Here is a 21,189-nt window from a genome sequence, read left to right on the forward strand (position 1 = left end):
ATGAGTTCCCCGAGTGCATCTCTCACGGTCTGGGCCGGGTCATGGCTGGCCGGGCAGAGTGCCCCTGACGACGTGTTGGACGCGTTGCGCGCCTGGGCTCCCCGGCAGACGGTGGCCGCGGGGGATCCTGTGACGGGTGGGCATACGGGGCTGCCGTGGGCGTCGGATGATGAGCCGGAGGCGGTCGCGGGGGCCGGGATCATGGTGTTGCTCAAGCTCATTCGGGAGGCGATGAACGGGGGCGGTGCGGCCGGGGTCGGCGGTGCCGAGGCACAGGTACGGCTGGTGCTGCCGATTCCGGGCGATGTGCGCGGGATACCGGTCGGCACCGAATTCGCCGCGGCGGCAACGGAAGCGGGGGAAGGGCTGCTGGTCGGGGCGCCCGGTGCGAACGGGACCGGGCTGGTTCCGGTGTGGACCGATGAGGACGCGCTGCAGTGGCGGGTGTACTCCACGCCGATTCCGCTCGCGCTGGTTCCCGAAATGCCTTTGGGCGAGGCCGAATACACCATGCGGGAAGCCGTGCGGGATGCGGCCGACGCGCTGCAGCAGCTGCAGACCACTCGGCTCGGGTCCGGCGGCGTGGGGCCGCGCGAACTGGTCGAGGCCGAACTGGCCGGACATACGAGACATCAGTATCCGGATTCCATGCCGCTGCGGGCCCGGCGGATTCTCGACACCGCCGATCAGGTCGCGGCGATTCTCACAGTCGCCGAACGCGAACCGGCGTCCGCGCCGACCTCGGCCACGGCCGTGGCGGCACAGGAGGCGTTGCTGCGGCCACTGTGGAATGCGATTCGGGCGGCGCGATTGGCGGCCGTGCACGCTCGGTGAGCGGTGTCCGTTTTGTTCAAGACTTCGGACTGCGGGCGCGCCTAGGGTTCGGGTCATGGGTATTCGACTGAACGCAATCGAGATCGTGGTGTCCGATATGGCCGCGTCGGTGGCCTTCTACCGGCGACTGGGGGTGGAGTTCGCGGAGGGAGCCGAGGGCGCGCCGCATGTGGACGCGGAGCTCGGCAGCGGTATCAAACTCATGCTCGATACCGAGGAGACGATTCGATCCTTCCGGCCCGAGTGGGTGGCCCCGCAGGCCGCCGGCCGCCTGGGCCTCGCCTGTGAATGTGATTCCCCCGCAGGCGTGGACGAGAAGTTCGAGGAGCTGCTGGCCGCCGGATATCGCGGCGAACTCAAGCCGTTCGACGCGTTCTGGGGCCAGCGCAACGCCACGGTGCTGGATCCGGACGGCAACAGCGTCGACCTGTACGCGGCATCGGCCTGACGCTCAACCGCTGGGGTACCGAGCAGACGACTCGGCGGCATTCCCGCCAACTGCCGGATTTCGCGCGTCAGATGCGCCTGATCCGCGTACCCGCACGCCGCCGCGACGTCCGCCAGGCCCATTCCCTTCCGGGCGGCGGCCAGGGCGCGCTGCATTCGCAGGACGCGCGCCAAGGTCTTCGGGCCGTATCCGAAGGCGGTCAGCGACATTCGATGCAGTCGGCGCGGGCCCGTTCCCACCTCGTCGGCGGTCGCCGATACCGACAGCCCGGATTGGAGTGAGGTCACGATGAAGCGCAGCACCGGATCCGCCGGATCCGTTTCGCTTGCGCGCCAAGCGGCGATCTGTTCGAGACCGGCTGCGGGGTTCGGGGCCTTCGCGATCAGTTCCGAGGCGCGACGCAGATCGGCCGCCGACCACAGGTCCGAGAGATCCGCCCTGGCGTCGCGCAGTTCGTTCGCCGGTACACCGAGCAGGCTGGGAGCGGTTCCGGGATAGAAGCGGATTCCGCTGATCGGGCCGGTGAAACCCGAGGGCGGGCGGTAGGCGTGGGTATCGGGGCCCGCGACCGAGAGGCGGCCGTTCATCCAGAGCAGGTCCATGCTGCCGTCGGGCAGCACCGGCAGATCGGTGTCGGAGACTCCGCCGCGCGTCCACAGCGTCGCGCCGGCGACGGACGAAGGTCGCTCCCGATAGCCTTGTGGCGGGTGAATATTCGTCAATACACCCTCCGATCACCTCGAAAAGCGCTGAAAAGCACCGTTGTTCGGCATTCCATGCACACATGCATTGTTTGCATGTTTGCACTCGCTGCAATATTGCATGCTATGCCGTCACGGGCTCGGGTCAGTCTTTGACTTCGACCACGCGCTCGGCCTGGCCGGGCTTCCAGATCGTCACTTCCAGGCGACCGTCCACGATCTCGATCGAGGACGCACCGGTGATGTCTGCGACGTAGAAGGGCTCGAACTTGCGGCCGCGTAGGTCGAAGCCCGATTCCTCGAACAGGGCTTCGGCGAAGCGCTGGTGCAGCGCCTGATCCTGCAGATCGTGCACGGTTCCGAACAGTTTGGCGTCGCCGTCACTGACTTGCGTGTCGACCGTGGCCGTATGCAGGCAGAACCGCGGGTCACGCGCGAGATCGGCGAACTTCGTGGTGTTGGGCATGCCGGCCACGATCAGGTGCCCCTCGAACATGCGTGGCTCGAGCGGACTGATGCGCGGGAAGCCGTCCTTGCGCAGGGTGGCGAGCATGCACAGGTTGCCGGTGGCGGCGTGACGACGGGTGAAGACGGTCGAGATACGGGGTGCCGCGGTTGCGAACTCGTTCCATGACGTCATGTCCCGACCGTACTCGCGGGGTACGACACAATCGGGCCGCCATGGGCGGTTGATCTCTGTTTGAATGGCCCGATGTCGTTCTCCCGTCGGGTCGCGGTGCTCGCCGCGGCGCTCCTCGGCTGTGCCGTTCCGGCCGTCCCCGCGAATGCCGTCATCGGCGGCACCGAAACCACGACCGGTGACTATCCATGGCTCGCCGCGGTAGGCACGCCACTGTTCCTTTCCCGGGCCTCGGGCCAGTTCTGCGGTGGCGAGCTGATCGCGCCCGACCGGGTGCTCACGGCCGCGCACTGCGTGCAGCTCGCGCAGTTGCTGCCGCAGGCGCTGACCGTCACCTTCGATCGCAGCGATCTGAGCTCGCACGAGGGAACGACCGTGGCCGTCACGGCGGTTCGCCTGCATCCGGACTTCCGCGACGAGACCGTCGACGGCGTCGAGGTCTATCACCACGACCTCGCCGTCCTGACCCTCGCGCACCCGCAGAATCGGCCGACAGCCCCGATCGCCGCGCCGTCGGGCCGGACCGCCACGGTGCTCGGCTGGGGCGGCACCTCCGACGGCGACGAGTCCAATACCGTGCTGCGGCGCGCGACCGTGCCGATGGTGTCGGACGCTGACTGCGCGGCCGCCTACCCGGGCGCGTTCGACGCCTCGGAGATGGTGTGCGCCGGTTCGACCGAGGCCGATACCGGCGAATTCGACAGCGGCGGGCCGCTACTCGTCGACGGGAAACTGGTCGGCATCACCTCGTGGGCGCGCGGAGCGGCCCTGGCCGGATATCCGGGCGTCTACGCGCGCATTCCCGCCGACTTCTGAGCCGTCACACCCGCGACACCGACTGGTCGAAGGCGAAGACCCCCTTCGGGTCGTAATGCTTGGCGATACCGCGTAGTCGGGAGGCGTTGTCGCCGTAATAGGCACTCGCCCAGTTGGATAGGCCGGGGTCGATGTAGTTGATGAAGGCCGTGTTCCCGATCAGGTCGCCGAGCCCGTCCCGCACCTCGTTCACCGCGGCGCGGGCTTCCGGGGTCGTGGCTCCGACGTAGATCTGGGCCGTCGCCAGCGCCCCGCGATACGGAAATGCGGTGTCCTTCGCGCCGATTCGCGCGGGTGCGCCCGACAGGCTGTCGAGCAGGATATCCATGCCCTGTCGACCGGTGAGCAGGGCGGTCAGGCGGCTCGGATCGGCGAGCGGCTTGGTCAGCACCCGCGACGACGCGGTGAACGACTCGCGGCCGAGCACTCCCCCGCCGTTCCAGTTCGGGCGGCACTGCTCCACCGAATAGTTCGCGCAGCCACCGAAATACATCATGGCGGAGAGGTAGTCCTTCGATAGCGAATACCTGTTGGTCGGTTGAGTCTTGGTGGCGGCGACCAGTTTGTCGACAAGCGCGTTCAGATTGCTCTCGGAGCCGACATAGCAGCCGTTGATGCGGCAGGTCGGCGGGCTGCCCGCGGAAATGCCTAGGGTGGACCAGAATTCGTCAGGGGCCGAGGCCGTGAAGGTCTGCCAGGCGGCCAGCACGTCGGTCAGCGATCCGGCCGGGAAGCGGACCTGGAAGACCGCCAGTTGCGGTGCGGCGACGGTGCGGAAGGTGAACGAGGTGACGATGCCGAAGTTGCCGCCACCGCCGCCGCGCAGCGCCCAGAACAGGTCGGGTTCGGAGTCCGCCGAGGCGGTCCGCAGTGTCCCGTCGGCGGTGACCACCTGCGCCGAAACCAGGTTGTCACAGGTCAATCCGTACTTTCCGGTCAGCACGCCGATGCCGCCGCCGAGGGTCAGGCCGGAGATGCCGACGGTCGGGCAGGAACCGGCAGGTAGGCATCGGCCCGCCTGTGCCAGACCCGAGTACACGTCCATCAGTCGGGTGCCCGCACCGATCACCGCGGTCCCGTCCGGCTTCACCTCGACACCGGTCATGCCACCCAGATCCACGACCAATCCGTTATCGGGCGTCGAATACCCGCCGTAGCTGTGCCCGCCACTGCGCGCCGCCACCGGAATCCGCGCGCTCGCAGCGACATTCACGCAGGTCTGCACATCGGAAGCACCGGCGACCCGCGCCACTGCCGCGGGCTGTCTGGTGTCGAAGGCCGGGTTGAAGGCCAACTTGGCCGTCGAATAGCCCGAATCGGACGGCAAATTCAGCGTCCCCGCGAGGCGCTGCCGCAACCCTCCCCAATCCACCTGCCCCGCAGGCGGTTCCGATGTCGGTGTCGCTGTCGGTTCCGCGGCGGGAGCCTGCGGCTCACACCCGGTCGCCGACCCGAGCGCCGCCAAGCCGACGCCGACTCCGGCCGCCCGCAGCAGATTTCGCCGATTGAACGCCATACTGGCGCACCTCCCCCGAGGTAATTGCCCGGCCACCTCCAGTCTGCCGGGCACACACGAACCACTCCAACGGTCCGTTATCGCGACCTTGAAAGGTCGCGTTTCACTCGGCCAGGAGGCCGTCGGCCAGACGTGCCCAATCAGCGAGAACCTGCTTGCGCCGCAATCGATCCCGACCCACCATCTCGTCGAGCGTGGCACCGCGCACCAGGTTGATCGTGAGCCAGAACGCGGACTCGAGACGGTCTCGCGACACGTCGATGAAGCGCCCGCACGCGTCGAGCAGCTCGACGGTCAGATCGTGTTGCACGCGCAGCATGTTCCGCCGCAACTCACGGTCATTGGCGATGCCGACGTACAACTCGACCGCGGCCTTGCCCAGCTTTCCCGCGAACGGCGCGGTCACCAGCTCGACGAGCACCTCGCCCGCCGACGACTCCCCCGGCAGCGTCCGCTCGCGCCGCTGCAATGCCTCCCGCTGCCGCAGCGTCAGATGCTCGATGGTCTGGGCGAACAGCTCCTGCCGCGTGTGGAAGTGGTGCAGCTGCGCACCGCGGGTGACACCGGCCCGCGCGGTGATGTCGGCGATGGACGCGCTGGCGTACCCCACCTCGGCCAGGCTGTCGATCGCCGCGTCCAGCAGCAGCGCACGGGTGCGGAGACTCTTCTCCTGATGCTTGTTCGGGGGCAGACCGGATACCACCCGGTCAGCTTAGCGGTTTCTCGAAATTGCGTGCACCCTTGCACGCAATTGGGTGTCGGTCGTAATGTGACGACCATGCCCGTCGATCGCCTGCTGCCCACGACCGAAGCCCGCGACCTCATCGAGCTCACCCGCGATATCGCGAACAAGGTGCTCGAGCCGAATGTCGTCGAGTACGAGAAGCAGGGGCGCTATCCGGCCGAGGCGTTCCGGGCGCTCGGCGCGGCGGGGCTGCTGAGCCTGCCGTATCCGGAGGAGTTCGGCGGGGGCGGGCAGCCGTACGAGGTGTATCTGCAGGTGCTCGAGGAGTTGGGCGCGCGGTGGGCGGCGGTCGCGGTGGCCGTCAGCGTGCACAGCCTGTCGTGTCATCCGCTGTTCGCCTACGGTACCGACGAGCAGAAGCAGCGCTGGCTGCCGGAAATGCTGTCGGGCAGTCTGATCGGCGCGTACAGCCTCTCGGAGTCACATGCCGGATCCGATGCGGCCGCGCTGCGCTGCCGGGCGGTCGAGGCCGACGGCGGCTACCGCATCACCGGCACCAAGGCGTGGATCACCAACGGCGGCAAGGCCGATTACTACACCCTGTTCGCCCGCACCGGCGAAGGCTCCCGCGGCATCTCCTGCTTCCTGGTGCCCGCCGACACCGAAGGGCTCTCCTTCAGTAAGCCCGAGGAGAAGATGGGCCTGCGCGCGGTCCCGACCACCAGCGCCGCCTACGACGACGCCTTCGTCCCCGCCGACCGCCTGCTCGGCGCACCCGGCCAGGGCCTCCCGATCGCCTTCAGCGCCTTGGACTCCGGCCGCCTCGGCATCGCCGCGGTCGCCACCGGCATCGCCCAGCGCGCCCTCGACGACGCCGTCGCCTACGCCAAGGACCGAGAAGCCTTCGGCCGCCCCATCATCGACCACCAGGGCCTCGGCTTCCTCCTCGCCGATATGGCCGCCGCCGTCGGCTCCGCCCGCGCCACCTACCTCGACGCCGCCCGCCGCCGCGACGCCGGCCTCCCCTACTCCCGCCACGCCAGCATCGCCAAACTAACCGCCACCGACGCCGCCATGAAGGTCACCACCGACGCCGTCCAGGTCTTCGGCGGCTACGGCTACACCCAGGACTTCCCCGTCGAGCGCTACATGCGCGAAGCCAAGATCACCCAAATCTTCGAGGGCACCAACCAAATCCAGCGCCTGGTCATCGCCCGCAGCCTGGCGAGCGAATGATCAGCGCAGGAACTCGCTGATTCTCGGGATCGCCGCGGCCGGGCAGTCCTCGTGCACCGCATGACCACACCCGGGCAGGACCACTGCCTCCGCGCGGGGTATGCGGTGCGCCAGCCGGTCCGCCTGCGAGGACGGCAACCACTGATCGTCGCCACCCCAGAGCACCAGGGTCGGTACGTCGATTCGGGACAGTCCGGCGTCGGTCAGCCGGTAGTCGAGCTTCCGCCACAGGGCCAGGAAGCCGTCGCGGTTCGCGGGGCGGGAGAACGGCGGATACAGCTCGTCGATCATGTCGTCGGTGACGAGTTCCTTGCGGGAGAACGTGCCTCGGATATTGTCCGCGTAGAACGAGCGGTCGGTGAGCCCGGTGGCCACCTCACCGAGCAACGGGGTCGTGAAAAGCGGTGTGACGGGCGCCTTTTCCGCGTCCAGTCCAGGAGAGTCCAGCACCGCGAGGCGGTCGACCCGTTCCGGATGGTGTTCGGCGAAGTACAGACTCCAGGCGCCACCCCACGAGTGCCCGACCAGCGTCGTGCGCTGCACGCCGACCGCGTCCAGGAAGGTCTGGATGGCCGTGTCCATGGCGGGCAGGTCGTACGCGAAACCGGTGTCGTGCAATTCGGTGTAGCCCTGACTGGGCAGGTCGACCGCGTAGACGGTGTGTTCACGCGCGAGTTCGGGCACCACATCTCGCCAGGAGTAGCCCCACAGCCCGCCGCCCGCGATCAGCACGACGGGGGATCCGCTACCGGAGACCGCGTAGTGGAAGCGCGCGAGATCAGTGTCGGCGTAACGGGATTCGACGCGATTCAGGTAATGCGAGGGCGTATCACCGTTGGACGGCTCACCCGCACCGGCGACCGGAATCGCGGAGGTGAACAGCGGCATCAACGTGACGGCGAGCCCGAGAGTCACGCGCCGGAATCGAAGGGTGGATCGCATGGGGTGCTCCGTGAGGTTTGTGCGAATGTCTTCGATCGAGGACGGCACAGCACCCACGAATGTGACGGCATGTGAGCCGCTTCACCGGCACCCGGGTGTTACGTCGCTGAGCGGCGGGCGGCCAGGAAGAGGTCGTGTTCCGGGATGGCGGCGGGGTGGTCGGGGAGGAATTCGACCACTCGGTCGCGGAGGATTTTCAGGCCCGTGTCGGTGAGTAGGCGGTGGAAGTGTTCGGGTGGGTAGCTGCTGACTGTGACCGGCTGGCCCATGAATTCGATGTCGAGGGACTCGACGTCGGCGGGGACGGTGGCGAAGAGGAAGATGCCGCCGGGGGCGAGCCAGTTCGCGAATTTCAGTAGGGCGGTGTCGATTTCGGCGCGGGTGAGTTGCAGGAGGGGGAAGAAGGCGATGATCGCGTCCCAGGTTCCGGGTGGGTAGGACAGGGTGCGGAGGTCGGCTACCTCGAAATGGGCTGCGGGGACTTGGGTTCGGGCGATCTCGATCATCTTCGGGGAGACGTCGAAGCCGGTGACGTCGTGGCCGGCGGCGGTCAGGATCTCGGCGGTCGGGCGGCCGGTGCCGCAGCCGACGTCGAGGACCTTCGCCTTGTCCGGTAGTTCGGTGAGGAGCCATTCGAGTTCCTCGCGCTGGGCGGTGAGGCCCGCGAAGGCGTCTTCGTAGTCCTTGCCCAGCTCGTCGAACACTTCGGCCGCCGAAAGTCCCATGGCGGCAACGGTAATCGACCGGGTGATCCGGGGCGATGCGAAAGCGGCGGATCGGCTAGTTGCGGCCGAACCAGCGGCGCCAGCCGGTCGGGCGCTCGGGCTCGTCGTCGGGATCATGGAAGGAGACATTGACCTGCGCGCCGACCGGGATGAAGCGGACCTGGTCGTGCAGCTGGCCCGCCATGCCCACCGAGGTGACGAAATCCCTCACGTGCACATTGTCAGGCCCCTCCTCACCACCGAGTACGACCGGATGACCCAGGTCGTAGATCTCGGAGTCGTTCGGGGTCAGGCCCTGCCTGGCGGCCGCGACCGCGAGCATGGCTCGCAGGTAGTCGTCCTGGCCCGCCGAGGTCTGCAGTTCAGCGTTGCATTCGTCGAGCGATTCCCACTCGCGAGTGATCTTCCCCCAGAACACATCCAGGTACCAGACACCGTCGCCACCGATGAAGAAGACATCCCCGAAGGGCGAGGTGAACACCGGCGCCAGCCCCTCCACCCCGATCCACGCCCAGGTCTGCAATGCGTACCGATACTGCTCGGGCGTGAACCGGCGCACCAACTCGACTTCCACCACGAATCGGACATTACCCGAGAGCCGCTGCGCCCCAGCGAATATCGCGGATCGCGTCACGACTGCTCGACCGGCTGATCCCAGTCGATGACGAAGCGGTGGACGGGGCCGAACATTTTCTCCGGCTTCAGGAAGGTGCGGGTCGCGATCGGCATGATCAGGCCGAACAGGGCCTTGGCCACCGGGCCGGAGGTCTTGCCGTTGTTGGTCTTGGCGGCGTTGTCGGAGATGTCCTCGACGCGCGGGCGGCGCAGGCGCTCGTAGGCGGCGAAAGCGGCGGTGGGGTCCGGGATGTCGCGCAGGCAGCGGGCCAATTCGATCGCGGACTCGATGGCCAGCGAGGCGCCCTGACCCGAGCTCGACGACGGGGCGTGCACGGCGTCGCCCAGCAGCACCACCCGGCCGCGGAACCAGTTGGGGACGTGCGGCATCCGCTCCATCGGGCCGGTGATGATCATGTCGTCCACGCTGGTCTCGGCGAAGAGCCGCTCGCCCGGGGTATCGCCGATGTGGGCCGCGCGCAACTTGTTCAGCCATTCCTCGGCGGGGACGGCCTTCGCCTCGGCCAGGGTCATGGGCTCGGCCTGCGGGAAGTTGCTGAAGAAAACGTGCTTACCGTCAGGCTGCCGCCAGTAGCCGTAGAAGGCGCGCTTGCCGAAGGCGAAGTGCATGGCGTCGATATCGCCCTTGCCGCCGTCGGAAAGCCTTCCGTCCGGGGTGAATTCGCCGAACCCGAAGCTCATCAGGCCGGTGTACTCCGGGCCGGGGGCCTGCGGGTCGATAAGGGTGCGCACGGTGGAGTGGATGCCGTCCGCGCCGATGAGGATGTCGCCCTCGGCGGTGGTGCCGTCGGCGAATCGGGCGATGACGCCGGTGTCGGTCTGCTCGGTATCGATCAGCCGCTTGCCGTGTTCGATGGTGATGCCGTTGGTGATCGCGTGGTCGTGCAGCACCCGGAACAGATCGGCGCGCAGCATGGTGCAGCTCGGCGGCAGGCCGGGAAGGGTGTCGACCTGCATCAGCTTCCGCCCGGAGCCGGTCTCCATGATCATGCTGTGCAGCGGGTGACCGGCCGACCGGACCAGCTTGTCCGCGCCGATGATCACCAGTGCCGCAAGGCCGTTCGGCGCCACAGTGAGCATCGCGCCCGCGTCGACCGCGGCGGTCTCGTAGGCCTCGAAGACCGTCGCCTCGATGCCCGCCTTCCGAAGTGCCAGCGCCGCAACCGGTCCCGCGATGCCGCCGCCGATGACCAGTGCCTTCTTGATGCCGTTCATGACTGTCGCCTTCCGAGAAATCCCGTTCGATCGCCCTCACGATCTCTGGGCAATAGTATCCAGACAACTAGTCTCTTGGCAACTAGTTTCAAGCATAAAAAGAGGGCCTCACCGGGGAGACACCCCGGTGAGGCCCGTGAGATTTACGCCGTGGCCTGGCGCTTCGGCAGCTTCCAGCCCGGCCGCGGGAAGTGGCAGGTGTAGCCGTCCGGGTAGCGCAGCAGGTAGTCCTGGTGCTCCGGCTCGGCATCCCAGAAGGCGCTGGCCGGGGTCACCTCGGTGACCACCTTGCCGGGCCACAGGCCCGAGGCGTCGACGTCGGCGATGGTGTCCTCGGCGACCCGCTTCTGCTCGTCATCGAGATAGAAGATGGCGGAGCGGTAGCTGGACCCGATGTCGTTGCCCTGCCGGTCCTTGGTGCTCGGATCGTGGATCTGGAAGAAGAACTCCAGCAGCGCACGGTAATCCGTCTGCGCCGGGTCGTATTCGATCTCCACGGCCTCGGCGTGCCCGGGGTGATTGCGGTAGGTCGGATGGTCGTTGCGTCCGCCCGTGTAGCCGACCCGGGTCGAGACCACACCCGGCTGCCGCCGGATCAGATCCTGCATGCCCCAGAAACATCCACCGGCCAGAATCGCCTTACGCGTGTCGGTCACGCTTCCTCCTTCGTGAACAGGGACTTGTACTGTCCGTAACCCTCGGCCTCGAGATCATCGAGGTGAATGAATCGCAGCGCCGCGGAATTGATGCAATAGCGCAGCCCGCCGGCCTCGCGCGGCCCGTCGGGGAAGACGTGCCCGAGATGGCTGTTGCCGTTGAACGACCGCACCTCGGTCCGCACCATGAAATGGCTCATGTCCCGCTTCTCGACCACGTTCTCGGACTCGATCGGCTTGGTGAAACTCGGCCACCCCGATCCGCTCTCGAACTTGTCGGTCGAGGCGAACAACGGCTCCCCCGACACCACGTCCACATAGATCCCGGGCTCATGGTTGTCCCAGTACTCCCCCGTGAACGCCCGCTCGGTCCCGTTCTCCTGGGTGACGTGGTACTGCTCAGGCGACAGCGCGGCCACGGCCGCCGGATTCCGGTTGTACTCCCGTGTCACTTGACCTCCTTTATCGGCCTCAGCTACAACTCACCTTGCCTGCTGGATAGTCCGGCCTCAACTCCGCGTCATACTTCTGTCACCATTGGCCACGGGGGCGTCGTTCACCGGCGGAAACGGCCTGGACAGGCATACTCACCAGCGTGAGCACGCCCGGGAAAGACAGCGATGACGACCAGGTACCGGCATGGGCGCGGAAGACCGCCGGGGAATCGCGGTGGGCGGCGACGGCCGCCATCGTCGGCATTCTGATCGTGCAGTTCTATCTGCCCGCGCAGTTCACCGTTGGACCGCGGTGGCTGGTCCCGGGCATCGGGCTGATCCTGCTGTTCGTGGCGATCATCGCCAGCCCGTTCCGATTGGACCGGGAGGAACGATGGCTGCGCCGATTCAGCCTCACGCTGATGGCACTGCTCGGATTCTCGCTGGTGTGGTCGGTGTATCACCTGGTGACGGGCCTCATCGACGGCGCGGTCAGCAATAACGCCGCCGGACTGCTCAGCTCCGGCGGCGCCATCTGGCTGTCCAATGTTCTCGTATTCGCGCTCTGGTACTGGGAATTCGATCGTGGTGGCCCCGCCGCCCGCGCCCACGCCCGCAAGCCCTACCCGGATTTCCTCTGGGTCCAGATGCAGAACCCCGATCTGACCGATCCGGAATGGGAGCCGGAATTCCCCGACTACCTCTATCTATCTTTCACCAACGCAACGGCTTTCAGCCCCACCGACGTCATGCCGATGTCCCGCTGGGCGAAAACCCTGATGATGATCCAGTCGGCGGTCTCCCTGATCACCGTCAGCCTGGTCATCGCCCGCGCGGTGAACGTGCTGAAGTGAGGCGTCAGGTCAGCACGGAGACGTCGCTGACGAGCCATGACCGATCGGCCTGCTGTTCCAGTGATACCGTCACGGCCGCCAGACGCGCGGGAGGATTGGGGTCCGCCGGCCGCGATACCGACTGTTTGGTCGCGACGAGCACCTGCGCCTTGTGATCGCCGACCGACACCACGCCACAATGGTTTTCGATCACCTTGCTGCGAATCTGCTGTGATATGACGGTGTCCTTCAAGGTGGCGACCGTATCGGAGTATGACTTCTGGAAGCCGGCCGTGCTGGCGGCCAGCAGAGCGTCGTTGTGCTTGTCGAACTCCGTGTAGTCGTAGCTCCCGAACAGCGTCATGAAATCGCACGCGGCCGCCTGCGCGGACTTGGCATCGGTATCGGATGCCGTCTCGTTCTTCTCGCCGGAGTACAGGACCAAACCCGTCACCGTACCGGCGACGCCCAGCACCGCGAGAAATCCGGCCAGACACGCGATCACAACCGGAACGACCGAACGCCGCGGCGGCGAGACCAGCGGCGGTTGACTCGGCGGAGGATACGGCGACTGATACGGCTGCGGAACTTCTTGCTGCGGCTGTTGTGTCATCGGTCAGCGGTTGAAGAACATGTCGGCGATGACCATGATCACCGCGACCGCGACGAAGAGGGCGGCGAAGCCGATGGATTGGCCGATGGTGCCGACGATTCCGGCGGTGAGGAAGAGGGTGAGGACCGGGGCCCAGACGAACATGTCTGGCGGGCCGAAGGTGCGCTTCTTGCGGGCGACGGCGGCGCTGGGGGCGGGCTGGCGACGTTGCTGGGTGGCGCGTCCGGGTGTAGTCACCTGGGCGAGACTACAATTCGCCCGCGGTTCGCGCCATTTCGGGACGGCGTGGCGGGAGGGCACAGCAGCCGACGGCGCAGGGGGTGCCGTTGACGGTGCAGCCGAGGGCGGTGATATCGCTCAGACGCGCCGGGCTCGCGCCGGAAATGTGCTCCTCCACCAAGTCCGCGACCATCTGGGCGAAGCGGGCGTCGGGGCCGGGGGTGGCGGCGCGGGCGAAGGCCATACCCAGTTCGGCGGCACGGTCTTTCGCCTCGTTGTCGAGGTCCCAGATGACCTCGAGGTGGTCGGATACGAAGCCGACGGGGCACACCACGACCGCGTCCACGCCCTGTTCGGAGAGCGCCTCGAGGTGGTCGACGATGTCGGGATCCAGCCACGGGACCTGCGGCGGGCCGGAGCGGGACTGCCAAACCAGGTCGTAGGCGTCGAATCCGGTTGCGGCGGCACACAATCGGGCCGCCTCGGCGACCTGGCGGCTGTAGAGGCGCTGTTCGGTGGTCGGGCCCGAGGCGATATCGGCGGACACCGGCACCGAATGCGCGGTGAACACCAACCGCGCCGTATCCCGCTTGTCCTGCGGCAGTTCCGCCACGGCCGCGCGGATCGCGTCCGCAAATGCCGCGATGAACAGCGGATGGTCGAAATACTGTCGCAGCTTGGTCAATTCGGGCGCGTCGGCCACCGCGGCCCGGGCGCGCACGATGTCCTCGTGATACTGCAGGCACCCGGAGTAGCCGCCCCACGCGGAGGTCGGGAACACCAGCGCCGACCGGATCCCGTCGGCATGCATGCGCTCCACGGTGTCCTCGACCATCGGATGCCAGTTCCGATTGCCGAAATACACCGGCAGATCGATTCCGCGCGCGGCGAATTCGGCCTCGACGGCCTTGATGATGTCGAGATTCAAAGCATTGATCGGCGACACCCCGCCGAAGTGCAGATAGTGCTGCGCGACTTCGGCGAGACGCTCGGGCGGGATGCCCCGGCCCCGAGTGACGTTCTCCAGGAACGGCATCACGTCTTCGGGGCGTTCCGGGCCGCCGAAGGACAGGAACAGCAGCGCTTCGGCGGCCACGGAAAACTCCCTTCAGACTTGCGGGCAGATCAGTTCGCGCCGAAACCGTCGGCCGGGAACCAGGTGTTGTGCGAGGCGCCGCCGTCGACGTAGATGATCGAACCGGTGGTGCCCGGCAGCCAATCCGACAGCAGCGTCACCACGGACTTGGCGACCACGGTCGGGTCGTCGACATCCCAGCCGATCGGGGACGCGCCGTCCCAGTAGGTGTTGAGCATGTTCAGCTGCTTGGCGTCATCGGTGGCGGTGCCCGCGATGGCCTTGGCTGCCAGGGTCTTGATCGGGCCCGCGGCGATCAGGTTGGAGCGAACCTTCTTGGCCTCGCCCACCTCTCGCGCCACGTACCGGTTCACCGACTCGAGCGCGGCCTTGGCCACACCCATCCAGTTGTAGTACGGCATGGCGGTGCGCGGATCGAAGTCCATGCCCACGATGGAGCCGCCCTCGTTCATGACCGGCAGCACGGCGCGGGCCAGCGAGGCGTAGGACCAGGCCGAGATCTCGAAGGCCTTGGCGGCGTCGGCGCCCGGGCCGTCCAGGAACGGCAGGGCCTCGGGACCCATCAGGGTGCGCGGCGCGAACGCGATCGAGTGCAGCACACCGTCGATGCCCTCGGGCGCCAGTTCGCGGACCTTGTCGGCGAGCTCGGCGAGGTTCTCCTCATTGGTCACGTCCAGGCCGATGGCCGGGGGGACCTCCTGCGGCAGGCGCTTGGCGATGCGGTCGATGAGCCGCAGGCGCTCCGGAATACCGGTGATGATCACCTTCGCGCCCTGCTCCTGCGCCTTGGCCGCGGCGTGGAAAGCGATGGACGAGTCGGTGATGATGCCGGTGATGAGGACGGTTTTGCCGTCGAGCAATCCAGCCATGGGGTGGTCGGTTCTCCTCGTTATCAGAATGCTGGGGACGTGGCGATCGGGTCGAGCCTGAGCGAGAAGCTCAGTGGCCCATGCCCATACCGCCGTCGACGGGGATGATGGCGCCGGAGATGTAGGACGCGTCGTCGGAGACCAGGAAGCTGATCGCGGCCGCGACATCCTCGGCCTCGCCGATGCGGCCGGCGGGGATGAACTCGAGGACGTTCTTGCGCATCTCCTCGGTCATGTCCTCACGGGTCATGTCGGTGTCGATCAGGCCGGGCGCCACCACGTTAGCGGTGATGTTGCGCTTTCCGACCTCACGGGTGATGGCACGGGCCATACCGATCAGGCCCGACTTGGAGGCCGCGTAGCTGACCTGCGCGGGCGAACCCATCTGGCCGACGACCGAGCCGAGGAAGACGATGCGGCCGAAGCGGTTCTTGAGCATATTGCGGTTGGCCCGCTGGGCGACTCGCCACGCACCGGTGAGGTTGGCGTCGATGACCTTCGAGAACGAATCCTCGGTCATGCGCATCAGCAGCGTGTTGTCCACGATGCCCGCGTTGGCGACGACGACCTCGACCGGACCCTGGTGCGCCTCCACCTCGGTGAACGCGCGATCGACCGATTCGCTATCGGTCACATCGCATTTCACGCCGAAGAGACCCTCCGGCACACCCGAACCGCGATGCGTGACGGCGACCTTGTGGCCGTCGGCGAGCAGGCGCTGGGCGACCGCGAGACCGATGCCGCGGTTGCCTCCGGTCACCAGTACCGACCGGGATGTGATGTTCGACATAGACGCAAACCTATCTGTTCGTATTCGGGAGTCGGCGCGCGGTACCGAGTTACGGCAGTCGCTGACGATAGAGCAGCGCGGCGATCAGACCGAGGGCGGTCACCACCAACCCGGCCAGCACCCACGCACGGCTCGCATCCGCGATGGTCTTCTCATAGCCGATCTGCTCTTCCAGATGGGCGTAGACATTCTTCAATTCTTCGAGCGTGGAGGCGGTGAAGAACTCGCCGCCGGACAGCTTCGCGATCTCGCGCAGCGAGTCGTCGTCGACGGGGACGCGCACGCGCTGCGAGCCCTTGCCGTCCTGATCCGGAATCTCGACGGTGCCCCACGTGGTGCCGAACGAAATCGTCGACACCGGAATGCCTTTCTCCTTCGCCAGACGCGCGGCGGTGAAGCCGTGGCGGGGATTCTCGACATCCTTGTCGTCCGGGACGGTCTGCTTACCGTCGGACATGAGCACGACCTGGGCCGGCGGCGGCTTCTCCGCGCCACCCAGCACCGAGGCGAGGGTGTCGATGGATTGCAGGGCGGTCAGAATGCCCTCACCGGTGGCGGTCCGCTCGGCCAGCTTCATATTGTCGATGGCCGCCTTGACCGCTTCGCGGTTGGTGGTCGGCGAGACCTGCACCGAGGCGGTGCCGGCGAAGGTGACCAGACCCAGGTTGATGCCGGGGGTGAGATTGTCCGCGAACTCCTTGGCGGCCTTCTTGGCCACCTGAATTCGGCTCGGCGGCACATCGGTCGCCTCCATGGACAGCGACACGTCGATCACCAGGATCACCGTGGCGCGGTTGCGCGGCACCTTCTTGGCCGCGGTCGGACCGGCCGCCGCGAAGGTCAGGAAGATCAGGCCGACCAGCGTGATCGCCACGGGCACATGCCGCCACGCGCGCGGCTGCCGCGGCGCCACCTTCTCCAGCAGCTCCATATTGGAGAAGCGCAGCACATGCCTGCGCCGCCGCTGCTGCATCAGGATGTAGATCAGCGCCGCCAGCCCGATCACGACCAGGAAGGCCAACCAGGCTTCGTGCGCGAAATTCGAAAGGCTGAAGGTCAAATCGCCAATAGTCACTGCCGCGGCACCCGTCCGGCATTCGGGGCGCCGAAGGTGTGGCGCCGGGTGGACACGAATCGGACCACGTCCGCGATCCAGTCGCGATCGGTGCGCAGCGTCATCACCGGCGCGCCACAGGCGCGCAGCGCCTGCTCCACCTGATTGCGATGCTGCTGGGCCGCACGCGCGAAATCGGCACGGAGCGTGGGGGTCACACTGAATTCCCGGGTCCGGCCCGTCTCCGGGTCGTGCAGGACGACATCGCCGATGTCCGGGAGTTCCAGATCGCGGGGATCGAGGACCTCGACGCCGAGCAGATCGTGGCGGCCGGAAATGGCGCGCAGCGAACGCTGCCAGTCGATTTCGCCGAGGAAGTCCGAGATCACCACGGCCAGACCGCGTTTGCGCTGCGGCCGGCGCAGGGCCTCGATGGCCTCGCGCAGATCACCGCGCACGCCGTCGGCGGCGTGCGGGGCGGTGGCGATGCGGCGCAGCATGGCCTGCTCGTGCACGCGGCCGCTGCGGGCCGGAATGCGGATCAGCTGCTGGCCGGTGGCCACCACCGCACCGATCCGATTGCCGCCGCCGCTGGTCAGATGCGTGACCGCGGCCGCCGCGGCGACCACCAGATCCCGCTTCTCGCACAGCGCGGTACCGAAGTCGAGGCTGGCCGACAGGTCGATCACCAGCCAGGTCTCGAGTTCCCGGTCGGCGATCATCTGCCGCACGTGCGGATGGGTGGTGCGGGCGGTGACCGACCAATCCATCTGCCGCACATCGTCGCCCGGCTGATACATGCGGGCATCGCCGGGTTCGGAGCCGGGGCCCGGGATCAGGCCGAGGTGGTCACCGTGCAGCACGCCGTCCAGGCGTCGGCGCACGGTGAGTTCGAGCGTCTTCAACGCCGCGGTCAACCGGGGATCGGTCAACTGCCCCTGCCGGAAGGAGGGCGGGGCGTGCGTGGAGTCGCTGGGGGGGGAGATGGTCACGGGCGCAATCGATTCCGACGGCCTCACTTGGTCTGGGGCTGACCGGGGACTCCGGGCGCGTGACCATTGGGCGGCTGCGGAATGCCCTGCGGCGGCTGCGGAATGCCGCCGACCGGGGCCATCTGCTGGCCGCCGTGCGGGCCCATCACCGGCGGCTGGGCCGGGGCGGGCATCGGAGCGGCGGGGGCACCGGAGGCGCCGGCCGGGGCATTGGCCTGGGCGGCGACCTGCGGCAGGCCGACGGTCTGCAGCACGCGCTTGATCACGTCGTCGGGGCTGACCTCGTCGGCCAGCGCGTCGTAGGACAGCACCAGGCGGTGGCGCAGCACGTCCGGGATCACCTCGACCACGTCCTGCGGGACCACGTAATCGCGGCCGCGGATCAGGGCGACGGCGCGGGCGGCGGCGATGATGCCCAGCGAGGCACGCGGCGAGGCGCCGTAGGAGATCCACCCGGCCACGTCCTGCATGCCGAAGTCGGCGGGCTTGCGGGTCGCGGCGATCACGCGGACCACGTAGTCGACCAGCGCGTGGTGCACGAAGGTGTTGGCGGCCACGCCCTGCAGGCGGACCAGCGCCTCCGGATCGAGAATCCGCTTGGCCTCCGGCGGGGTGACACCCATCCGGTAGATGATCTCGCGCTCCTCCTCGACCGAGGGGTAGTCGACGACGACCTTGAACAGGAAGCGGTCGCGCTGCGCCTCGGGCAGCGGGTACACACCCTCGGACTCGATCGGGTTCTGGGTCGCCATGACCAGGAACGGATTCGGCATCGGATAGGTCTTGCCGCCGATGGACACGTGCCGCTCGGCCATCACCTCGAGCAGTGCGGACTGCACCTTGGCGGGCGCGCGGTTGATCTCGTCGGCGAGCACGAAGTTCGCGACCACCGGGCCCAGCTCGGTATCGAACTCCTCGCGGCCCTGCCGGTAGATGCGGGTACCGACGAGGTCGGTGGGCACCAGGTCCGGGGTGAACTGGACGCGGGAGAAGCTGCCGCCCACCACCTTCGCGAAGGTCTCGACCGCGAGGGTCTTGGCGATACCCGGCACACCCTCCAACAGGACGTGACCCTTGGCGAGTACACCGACCAACAGCCGCTCGACCAGCCGATCCTGGCCGACGATCACGCGTTTGACTTCGTAGATCGCCTTTTCCAGGGTCTGGACATCGCGCTCGAGGGTGTTCGATGGCGAGGGCGGCGCATCCTTCACCGTGCTTACCCCGCTCACACCGTCAGTCGAAGTCACCAACATCCCCGCTTTCGCCTTGGTCTCTGTGCGTTCGGTCCCAACTATTCCAGGTATCTCGCGTGATTGCCGCACCCGGCTGCGATCGGCGCGCGAATTTCGGGTCTGAAATGTGTGTTTCAGCTATTTCGCGGCCGGATCCGCGTCACGTCGAGTGAGTTCACGCAATGCCCGCTCCGACGGCGTGCCGGGCTCTGCGCTGTAGAGGACCAGAGCGCGAACGCCCGGGTCGGCGGGCAGATTCAGGAATTCGAAGTCCAGGTGGAGTTCACCGACGCGCGGGTGGTCGAGGTGATAGCGGCCGTGCGCGATGTCGGCGACGTCGTGCGTCTCCCACATGTACCGGAACTGATCGCTGGCGGTGGTCATGGCGGTGATCAGCTCGCGCAGTCGCGTGTCGTCGGGGCGGGCGCTGGCCCGCAGGCGCAGGTAGGTGACGACCCGGCGGGCGATGTCGGGCCAGGTGGGAGCCGCGACGCGACGGACGTTGTCGTTCAGGAACATCAGGTGCGCCCAGGTGCGTTCGGCGACGGGGACGGTCGCGAAATCGATGTCGAAGACCAAGGCGGCGGCGCGGTTCCACGCGAGGATGTCGGTGTGGTGGCCGACCACGTAGGCGGGCGTCGGGTCGAGCGAGTCGACGAGCTGCCGCAATCGCGGCCGGACCTGCGGCGTCACGGGCAGATCGGACGCCGGTGGGTGGGCGAGGTTGTGGAGGTGCCGGCGTTCGTCGGGGTCCAGGCGCAGCGCGGTGGCTACGGCGGCGATGACCGAATCCGAGACATTGTCGAGGCGGCCGCGTTCGAAGCGAACGTAATAGTCCGCGCTGATGCCCGCCACCTGGGCGAGTTCCTCGCGGCGCAGGCCCGGGACGCGGCGGCGGGTGCCGTAGACGGTCAAGCCCACGTCCTCGGGCCGCAGCCGGGCCCGGCGCGAGCGCAGGAACGCGCCGATCTGAGAGGTCTCCTCCACGACCGGAAATCTTATGGGGGTTCCGGCAAACCCCGGTTCGGGTGAGACCGGGGATGAACACGGTACTGGTTCGCGATTGCGGCCGCGCCCAGGCTGATTCGTATGAAACGAGCCCTGATCGTCATCGACGTCCAGAACGAGTACGTGGTCGGGAACCTGCCCATCGCCTATCCCCCGCTGGATATCAGCCTGGCCAATATCGCGGCGGCCATGGATGCGGCGAACGACGCCGGGATACCGATCGCTGTCGTGCAGCACATCGCTCCCCCGGAATCCCCGCTCTTCGCGCAGGGCAGCACGGGTTTCGCGCTGCACCCCACCGTGGCCGAACGGCCCTACGACCTGCTGGTGGAGAAGACCTTGCCCTCCAGCTTCACCGGCACCGAACTGGGGCGGTGGCTGACCGAGCGCGCCGTGGACACCCTCGTGATCTGCGGTTACATGACCCAGAACTGCGATGAGTCGACCGCGCGCGAGGCCGCGCACCGCGGCTTCGCCGTCGAATTCCTCTCCGACGCGACCGGCACCCTCGCCATGGCCAACCAGGCCGGGTCGATCGCCGCCAAGGAACTGCACGAGTCGGTGCTGGTGGTGCTGCAATCCCGGTTCGCGGCGGTCGCCACCACCGCGGACTGGATCGAATCCGTCACGCACGGAACCGAACTGGCGCGCTCCGGCATTCTCGCCAGCGCTCTCGCGGCGCGGCCGTGACCGGATCGCCGCACATTCCGGCGGCCCTGGATCTGGCGGCGGTGGCGGTCGGCGCGCTCGCGGGCGCGGTGACCGCCACCGTGCGGGCGCGCGCCGATCGCATCGACGTGATCGGTGTCGCGGTCATCGCCATCGCGACCGGTCTGGGCGGGAGCATGCTGCGCGATATCGCGCTCGGGCAGACACCGGCCGCGCTGCGCAGCGACGGCTATCTCGTCGCGGCACTGGCCGCCGCGGGTGCGGGAATGATCTTCGCGCACTGGCTGATTCGCGCATCGATGGTCATCGCGGTGCTCGATGCCGCGG

General features: G+C 67.5%; 25 protein-coding genes and 1 pseudogene. 7 read left to right on the top strand and 19 right to left on the bottom strand.

All coding sequences use genetic code 11. The features are described 5' to 3' along the window. On the top strand, positions 1–834 hold the full coding sequence (locus tag ON43_RS13715; protein ID WP_040807495.1) for an Rv1486c family protein: 834 nt from the start codon (positions 1–3) through the stop codon (positions 832–834). A 55-nt stretch (positions 835–889) separates the two neighbouring features. After that, positions 890–1,282 (top strand): VOC family protein, encoded by a 393-nt coding sequence (locus ON43_RS13720; protein ID WP_040807497.1) that lies wholly within the window; start codon positions 890–892, stop codon positions 1,280–1,282. A gap of 35 nt (positions 1,283–1,317) precedes the next feature. On the opposite strand, the pseudogene ON43_RS46775 reads toward ON43_RS13720, so the two are convergent. After that, positions 1,318–2,004: pseudogene (locus ON43_RS46775) on the bottom strand (helix-turn-helix domain-containing protein); the annotation flags it as partial. 124 nt (positions 2,005–2,128) lie between these two features. Further along, positions 2,129–2,623, bottom strand: coding sequence for a pyridoxamine 5'-phosphate oxidase family protein (locus ON43_RS13725; RefSeq protein WP_040807499.1), 495 nt, complete (start codon positions 2,621–2,623; stop codon positions 2,129–2,131). A gap of 72 nt (positions 2,624–2,695) precedes the next feature. On the opposite strand from ON43_RS13725, the gene ON43_RS13730 reads away from it, so the two are divergent. Continuing rightward, the gene (locus ON43_RS13730; protein WP_040807500.1) at positions 2,696–3,439 is read left to right on the top strand and encodes a S1 family peptidase; all 744 of its coding nucleotides are present in this window, start codon (positions 2,696–2,698) and stop codon (positions 3,437–3,439) included. Positions 3,440–3,443: 4 nt separating this feature from the next. On the opposite strand, the gene ON43_RS13735 is transcribed toward ON43_RS13730, so the two are convergent. Both ON43_RS13735 and ON43_RS13740 read right to left on the bottom strand, forming a co-directional pair. Further along, a complete protein-coding gene (locus ON43_RS13735; protein ID WP_040807501.1) occupies positions 3,444–4,955 on the bottom strand; it encodes an FAD-binding oxidoreductase in 1,512 nt (503 codons plus the stop codon). Between the two features lie 103 nt (positions 4,956–5,058). Beyond that, the gene (locus ON43_RS13740) at positions 5,059–5,658 is read right to left on the bottom strand and encodes a TetR/AcrR family transcriptional regulator (RefSeq protein ID WP_051178391.1); all 600 of its coding nucleotides are present in this window, start codon (positions 5,656–5,658) and stop codon (positions 5,059–5,061) included. A gap of 75 nt (positions 5,659–5,733) precedes the next feature. Here ON43_RS13740 and ON43_RS13745 point away from each other — a divergent pair, with 75 nt between their 5' ends. Continuing rightward, positions 5,734–6,876, top strand: a complete 1,143-nt coding sequence (locus tag ON43_RS13745; RefSeq protein ID WP_040807503.1) for an acyl-CoA dehydrogenase family protein — start codon at positions 5,734–5,736, stop codon at positions 6,874–6,876. Here the strand turns inward: ON43_RS13745 and ON43_RS13750 are convergent, their stop codons facing one another. The 6 genes from ON43_RS13750 to msrB all read right to left on the bottom strand — a co-directional run bounded on the left by ON43_RS13750 (position 6,877) and on the right by msrB (position 11,502). Then, entirely contained in the window at positions 6,877–7,818 is a 942-nt protein-coding gene (locus ON43_RS13750; RefSeq protein WP_040807504.1) for an alpha/beta fold hydrolase, read from the bottom strand. A 98-nt stretch (positions 7,819–7,916) separates the two neighbouring features. Continuing rightward, positions 7,917–8,543 (bottom strand): class I SAM-dependent methyltransferase, encoded by a 627-nt coding sequence (locus tag ON43_RS13755; RefSeq protein WP_040807507.1) that lies wholly within the window; start codon positions 8,541–8,543, stop codon positions 7,917–7,919. 55 nt (positions 8,544–8,598) lie between these two features. After that, a complete protein-coding gene (locus ON43_RS13760; protein WP_040807508.1) occupies positions 8,599–9,120 on the bottom strand; it encodes a hypothetical protein in 522 nt (173 codons plus the stop codon). Between the two features lie 53 nt (positions 9,121–9,173). Next, positions 9,174–10,394, bottom strand: coding sequence for an FAD-dependent monooxygenase (locus ON43_RS13765; RefSeq protein WP_040807509.1), 1,221 nt, complete (start codon positions 10,392–10,394; stop codon positions 9,174–9,176). Positions 10,395–10,537: 143 nt separating this feature from the next. Beyond that, a complete protein-coding gene (gene msrA, locus ON43_RS13770; protein ID WP_040807511.1) occupies positions 10,538–11,050 on the bottom strand; it encodes a peptide-methionine (S)-S-oxide reductase MsrA in 513 nt (170 codons plus the stop codon). Beyond that, complete coding sequence (msrB, locus tag ON43_RS13775) at positions 11,047–11,502, bottom strand: peptide-methionine (R)-S-oxide reductase MsrB (RefSeq protein WP_040807513.1); 456 nt, start codon at positions 11,500–11,502, stop codon at positions 11,047–11,049. Before msrB ends, msrA begins: the two co-directional genes overlap by 4 nt. Before the next feature lie 143 nt (positions 11,503–11,645). Between msrB and ON43_RS13780 the strand changes: the two genes are divergently transcribed. Next, positions 11,646–12,338 (top strand): hypothetical protein, encoded by a 693-nt coding sequence (locus ON43_RS13780; RefSeq protein ID WP_086007946.1) that lies wholly within the window; start codon positions 11,646–11,648, stop codon positions 12,336–12,338. A 4-nt stretch (positions 12,339–12,342) separates the two neighbouring features. On the opposite strand, the gene ON43_RS13785 is transcribed toward ON43_RS13780, so the two are convergent. From ON43_RS13785 to ON43_RS13820, 9 genes are all read right to left on the bottom strand, one after another. After that, positions 12,343–12,792 (bottom strand): hypothetical protein, encoded by a 450-nt coding sequence (locus ON43_RS13785; protein ID WP_157514020.1) that lies wholly within the window; start codon positions 12,790–12,792, stop codon positions 12,343–12,345. A 141-nt stretch (positions 12,793–12,933) separates the two neighbouring features. Beyond that, positions 12,934–13,167, bottom strand: coding sequence for a hypothetical protein (locus ON43_RS44800; RefSeq protein ID WP_157514021.1), 234 nt, complete (start codon positions 13,165–13,167; stop codon positions 12,934–12,936). A 10-nt stretch (positions 13,168–13,177) separates the two neighbouring features. Further along, on the bottom strand, positions 13,178–14,245 hold the full coding sequence (locus tag ON43_RS13790) for a ferrochelatase (RefSeq protein ID WP_040807517.1): 1,068 nt from the start codon (positions 14,243–14,245) through the stop codon (positions 13,178–13,180). Between the two features lie 29 nt (positions 14,246–14,274). Then, entirely contained in the window at positions 14,275–15,114 is an 840-nt protein-coding gene (gene inhA / locus ON43_RS13795; protein WP_040807519.1) for an NADH-dependent enoyl-ACP reductase InhA, read from the bottom strand. A 70-nt stretch (positions 15,115–15,184) separates the two neighbouring features. Beyond that, a complete protein-coding gene (gene fabG1 / locus ON43_RS13800; RefSeq protein WP_040807521.1) occupies positions 15,185–15,904 on the bottom strand; it encodes a 3-oxoacyl-ACP reductase FabG1 in 720 nt (239 codons plus the stop codon). A gap of 49 nt (positions 15,905–15,953) precedes the next feature. Then, positions 15,954–16,979 carry a VWA domain-containing protein gene (locus ON43_RS13805; protein WP_245568578.1) on the bottom strand — a complete coding sequence of 342 codons (1,026 nt, stop codon included), beginning with the start codon at positions 16,977–16,979 and terminating at the stop codon, positions 15,954–15,956. Next, complete coding sequence (locus ON43_RS13810) at positions 16,976–17,950, bottom strand: DUF58 domain-containing protein (protein WP_040807523.1); 975 nt, start codon at positions 17,948–17,950, stop codon at positions 16,976–16,978. Before ON43_RS13810 ends, ON43_RS13805 begins: the two co-directional genes overlap by 4 nt. A 23-nt stretch (positions 17,951–17,973) precedes the next feature. Next, complete coding sequence (locus tag ON43_RS13815; protein ID WP_051178393.1) at positions 17,974–19,206, bottom strand: AAA family ATPase; 1,233 nt, start codon at positions 19,204–19,206, stop codon at positions 17,974–17,976. A gap of 117 nt (positions 19,207–19,323) precedes the next feature. Continuing rightward, a complete protein-coding gene (locus ON43_RS13820) occupies positions 19,324–20,172 on the bottom strand; it encodes a helix-turn-helix transcriptional regulator (protein WP_040807526.1) in 849 nt (282 codons plus the stop codon). A 102-nt stretch (positions 20,173–20,274) separates the two neighbouring features. On the opposite strand from ON43_RS13820, the gene ON43_RS13825 reads away from it, so the two are divergent. Next, positions 20,275–20,883 (top strand): cysteine hydrolase family protein, encoded by a 609-nt coding sequence (locus tag ON43_RS13825; RefSeq protein WP_040807528.1) that lies wholly within the window; start codon positions 20,275–20,277, stop codon positions 20,881–20,883. Next, positions 20,880–21,189: TRIC cation channel family protein (locus ON43_RS13830; RefSeq protein WP_174416467.1), on the top strand; the 310-nt coding region annotated here is incomplete at its 3' end. The genes ON43_RS13825 and ON43_RS13830, both read left to right, overlap by 4 nt.

It is taken from the genome of Nocardia concava NBRC 100430 (assembly GCF_000308815.1).
In the GTDB taxonomy this organism is placed as follows: domain Bacteria; phylum Actinomycetota; class Actinomycetes; order Mycobacteriales; family Mycobacteriaceae; genus Nocardia; species Nocardia concava.

Excerpts from the sequence above, each read along its gene's own strand:
- ON43_RS13715 (WP_040807495.1), top strand. The coding sequence starts at position 1 with ATGAGTTCCCCGAGTGCATCTCTCACGGTCTGGGCCGGGTCATGGCTG.
- ON43_RS13720 (WP_040807497.1), top strand. The coding sequence starts at position 890 with ATGGGTATTCGACTGAACGCAATCGAGATCGTGGTGTCCGATATGGCC.
- ON43_RS13725 (WP_040807499.1), bottom strand. The coding sequence starts at position 2,623 with ATGACGTCATGGAACGAGTTCGCAACCGCGGCACCCCGTATCTCGACC.
- ON43_RS13730 (WP_040807500.1), top strand. The coding sequence starts at position 2,696 with ATGTCGTTCTCCCGTCGGGTCGCGGTGCTCGCCGCGGCGCTCCTCGGC.
- ON43_RS13735 (WP_040807501.1), bottom strand. The coding sequence starts at position 4,955 with ATGGCGTTCAATCGGCGAAATCTGCTGCGGGCGGCCGGAGTCGGCGTC.
- ON43_RS13745 (WP_040807503.1), top strand. The coding sequence starts at position 5,734 with ATGCCCGTCGATCGCCTGCTGCCCACGACCGAAGCCCGCGACCTCATC.
- ON43_RS13750 (WP_040807504.1), bottom strand. The coding sequence starts at position 7,818 with ATGCGATCCACCCTTCGATTCCGGCGCGTGACTCTCGGGCTCGCCGTC.
- ON43_RS13755 (WP_040807507.1), bottom strand. The coding sequence starts at position 8,543 with ATGGGACTTTCGGCGGCCGAAGTGTTCGACGAGCTGGGCAAGGACTAC.
- ON43_RS13765 (WP_040807509.1), bottom strand. The coding sequence starts at position 10,394 with ATGAACGGCATCAAGAAGGCACTGGTCATCGGCGGCGGCATCGCGGGA.
- inhA (WP_040807519.1), bottom strand. The coding sequence starts at position 15,114 with ATGGCTGGATTGCTCGACGGCAAAACCGTCCTCATCACCGGCATCATC.
- fabG1 (WP_040807521.1), bottom strand. The coding sequence starts at position 15,904 with ATGTCGAACATCACATCCCGGTCGGTACTGGTGACCGGAGGCAACCGC.
- ON43_RS13815 (WP_051178393.1), bottom strand. The coding sequence starts at position 19,206 with ATGTTGGTGACTTCGACTGACGGTGTGAGCGGGGTAAGCACGGTGAAG.
- ON43_RS13825 (WP_040807528.1), top strand. The coding sequence starts at position 20,275 with ATGAAACGAGCCCTGATCGTCATCGACGTCCAGAACGAGTACGTGGTC.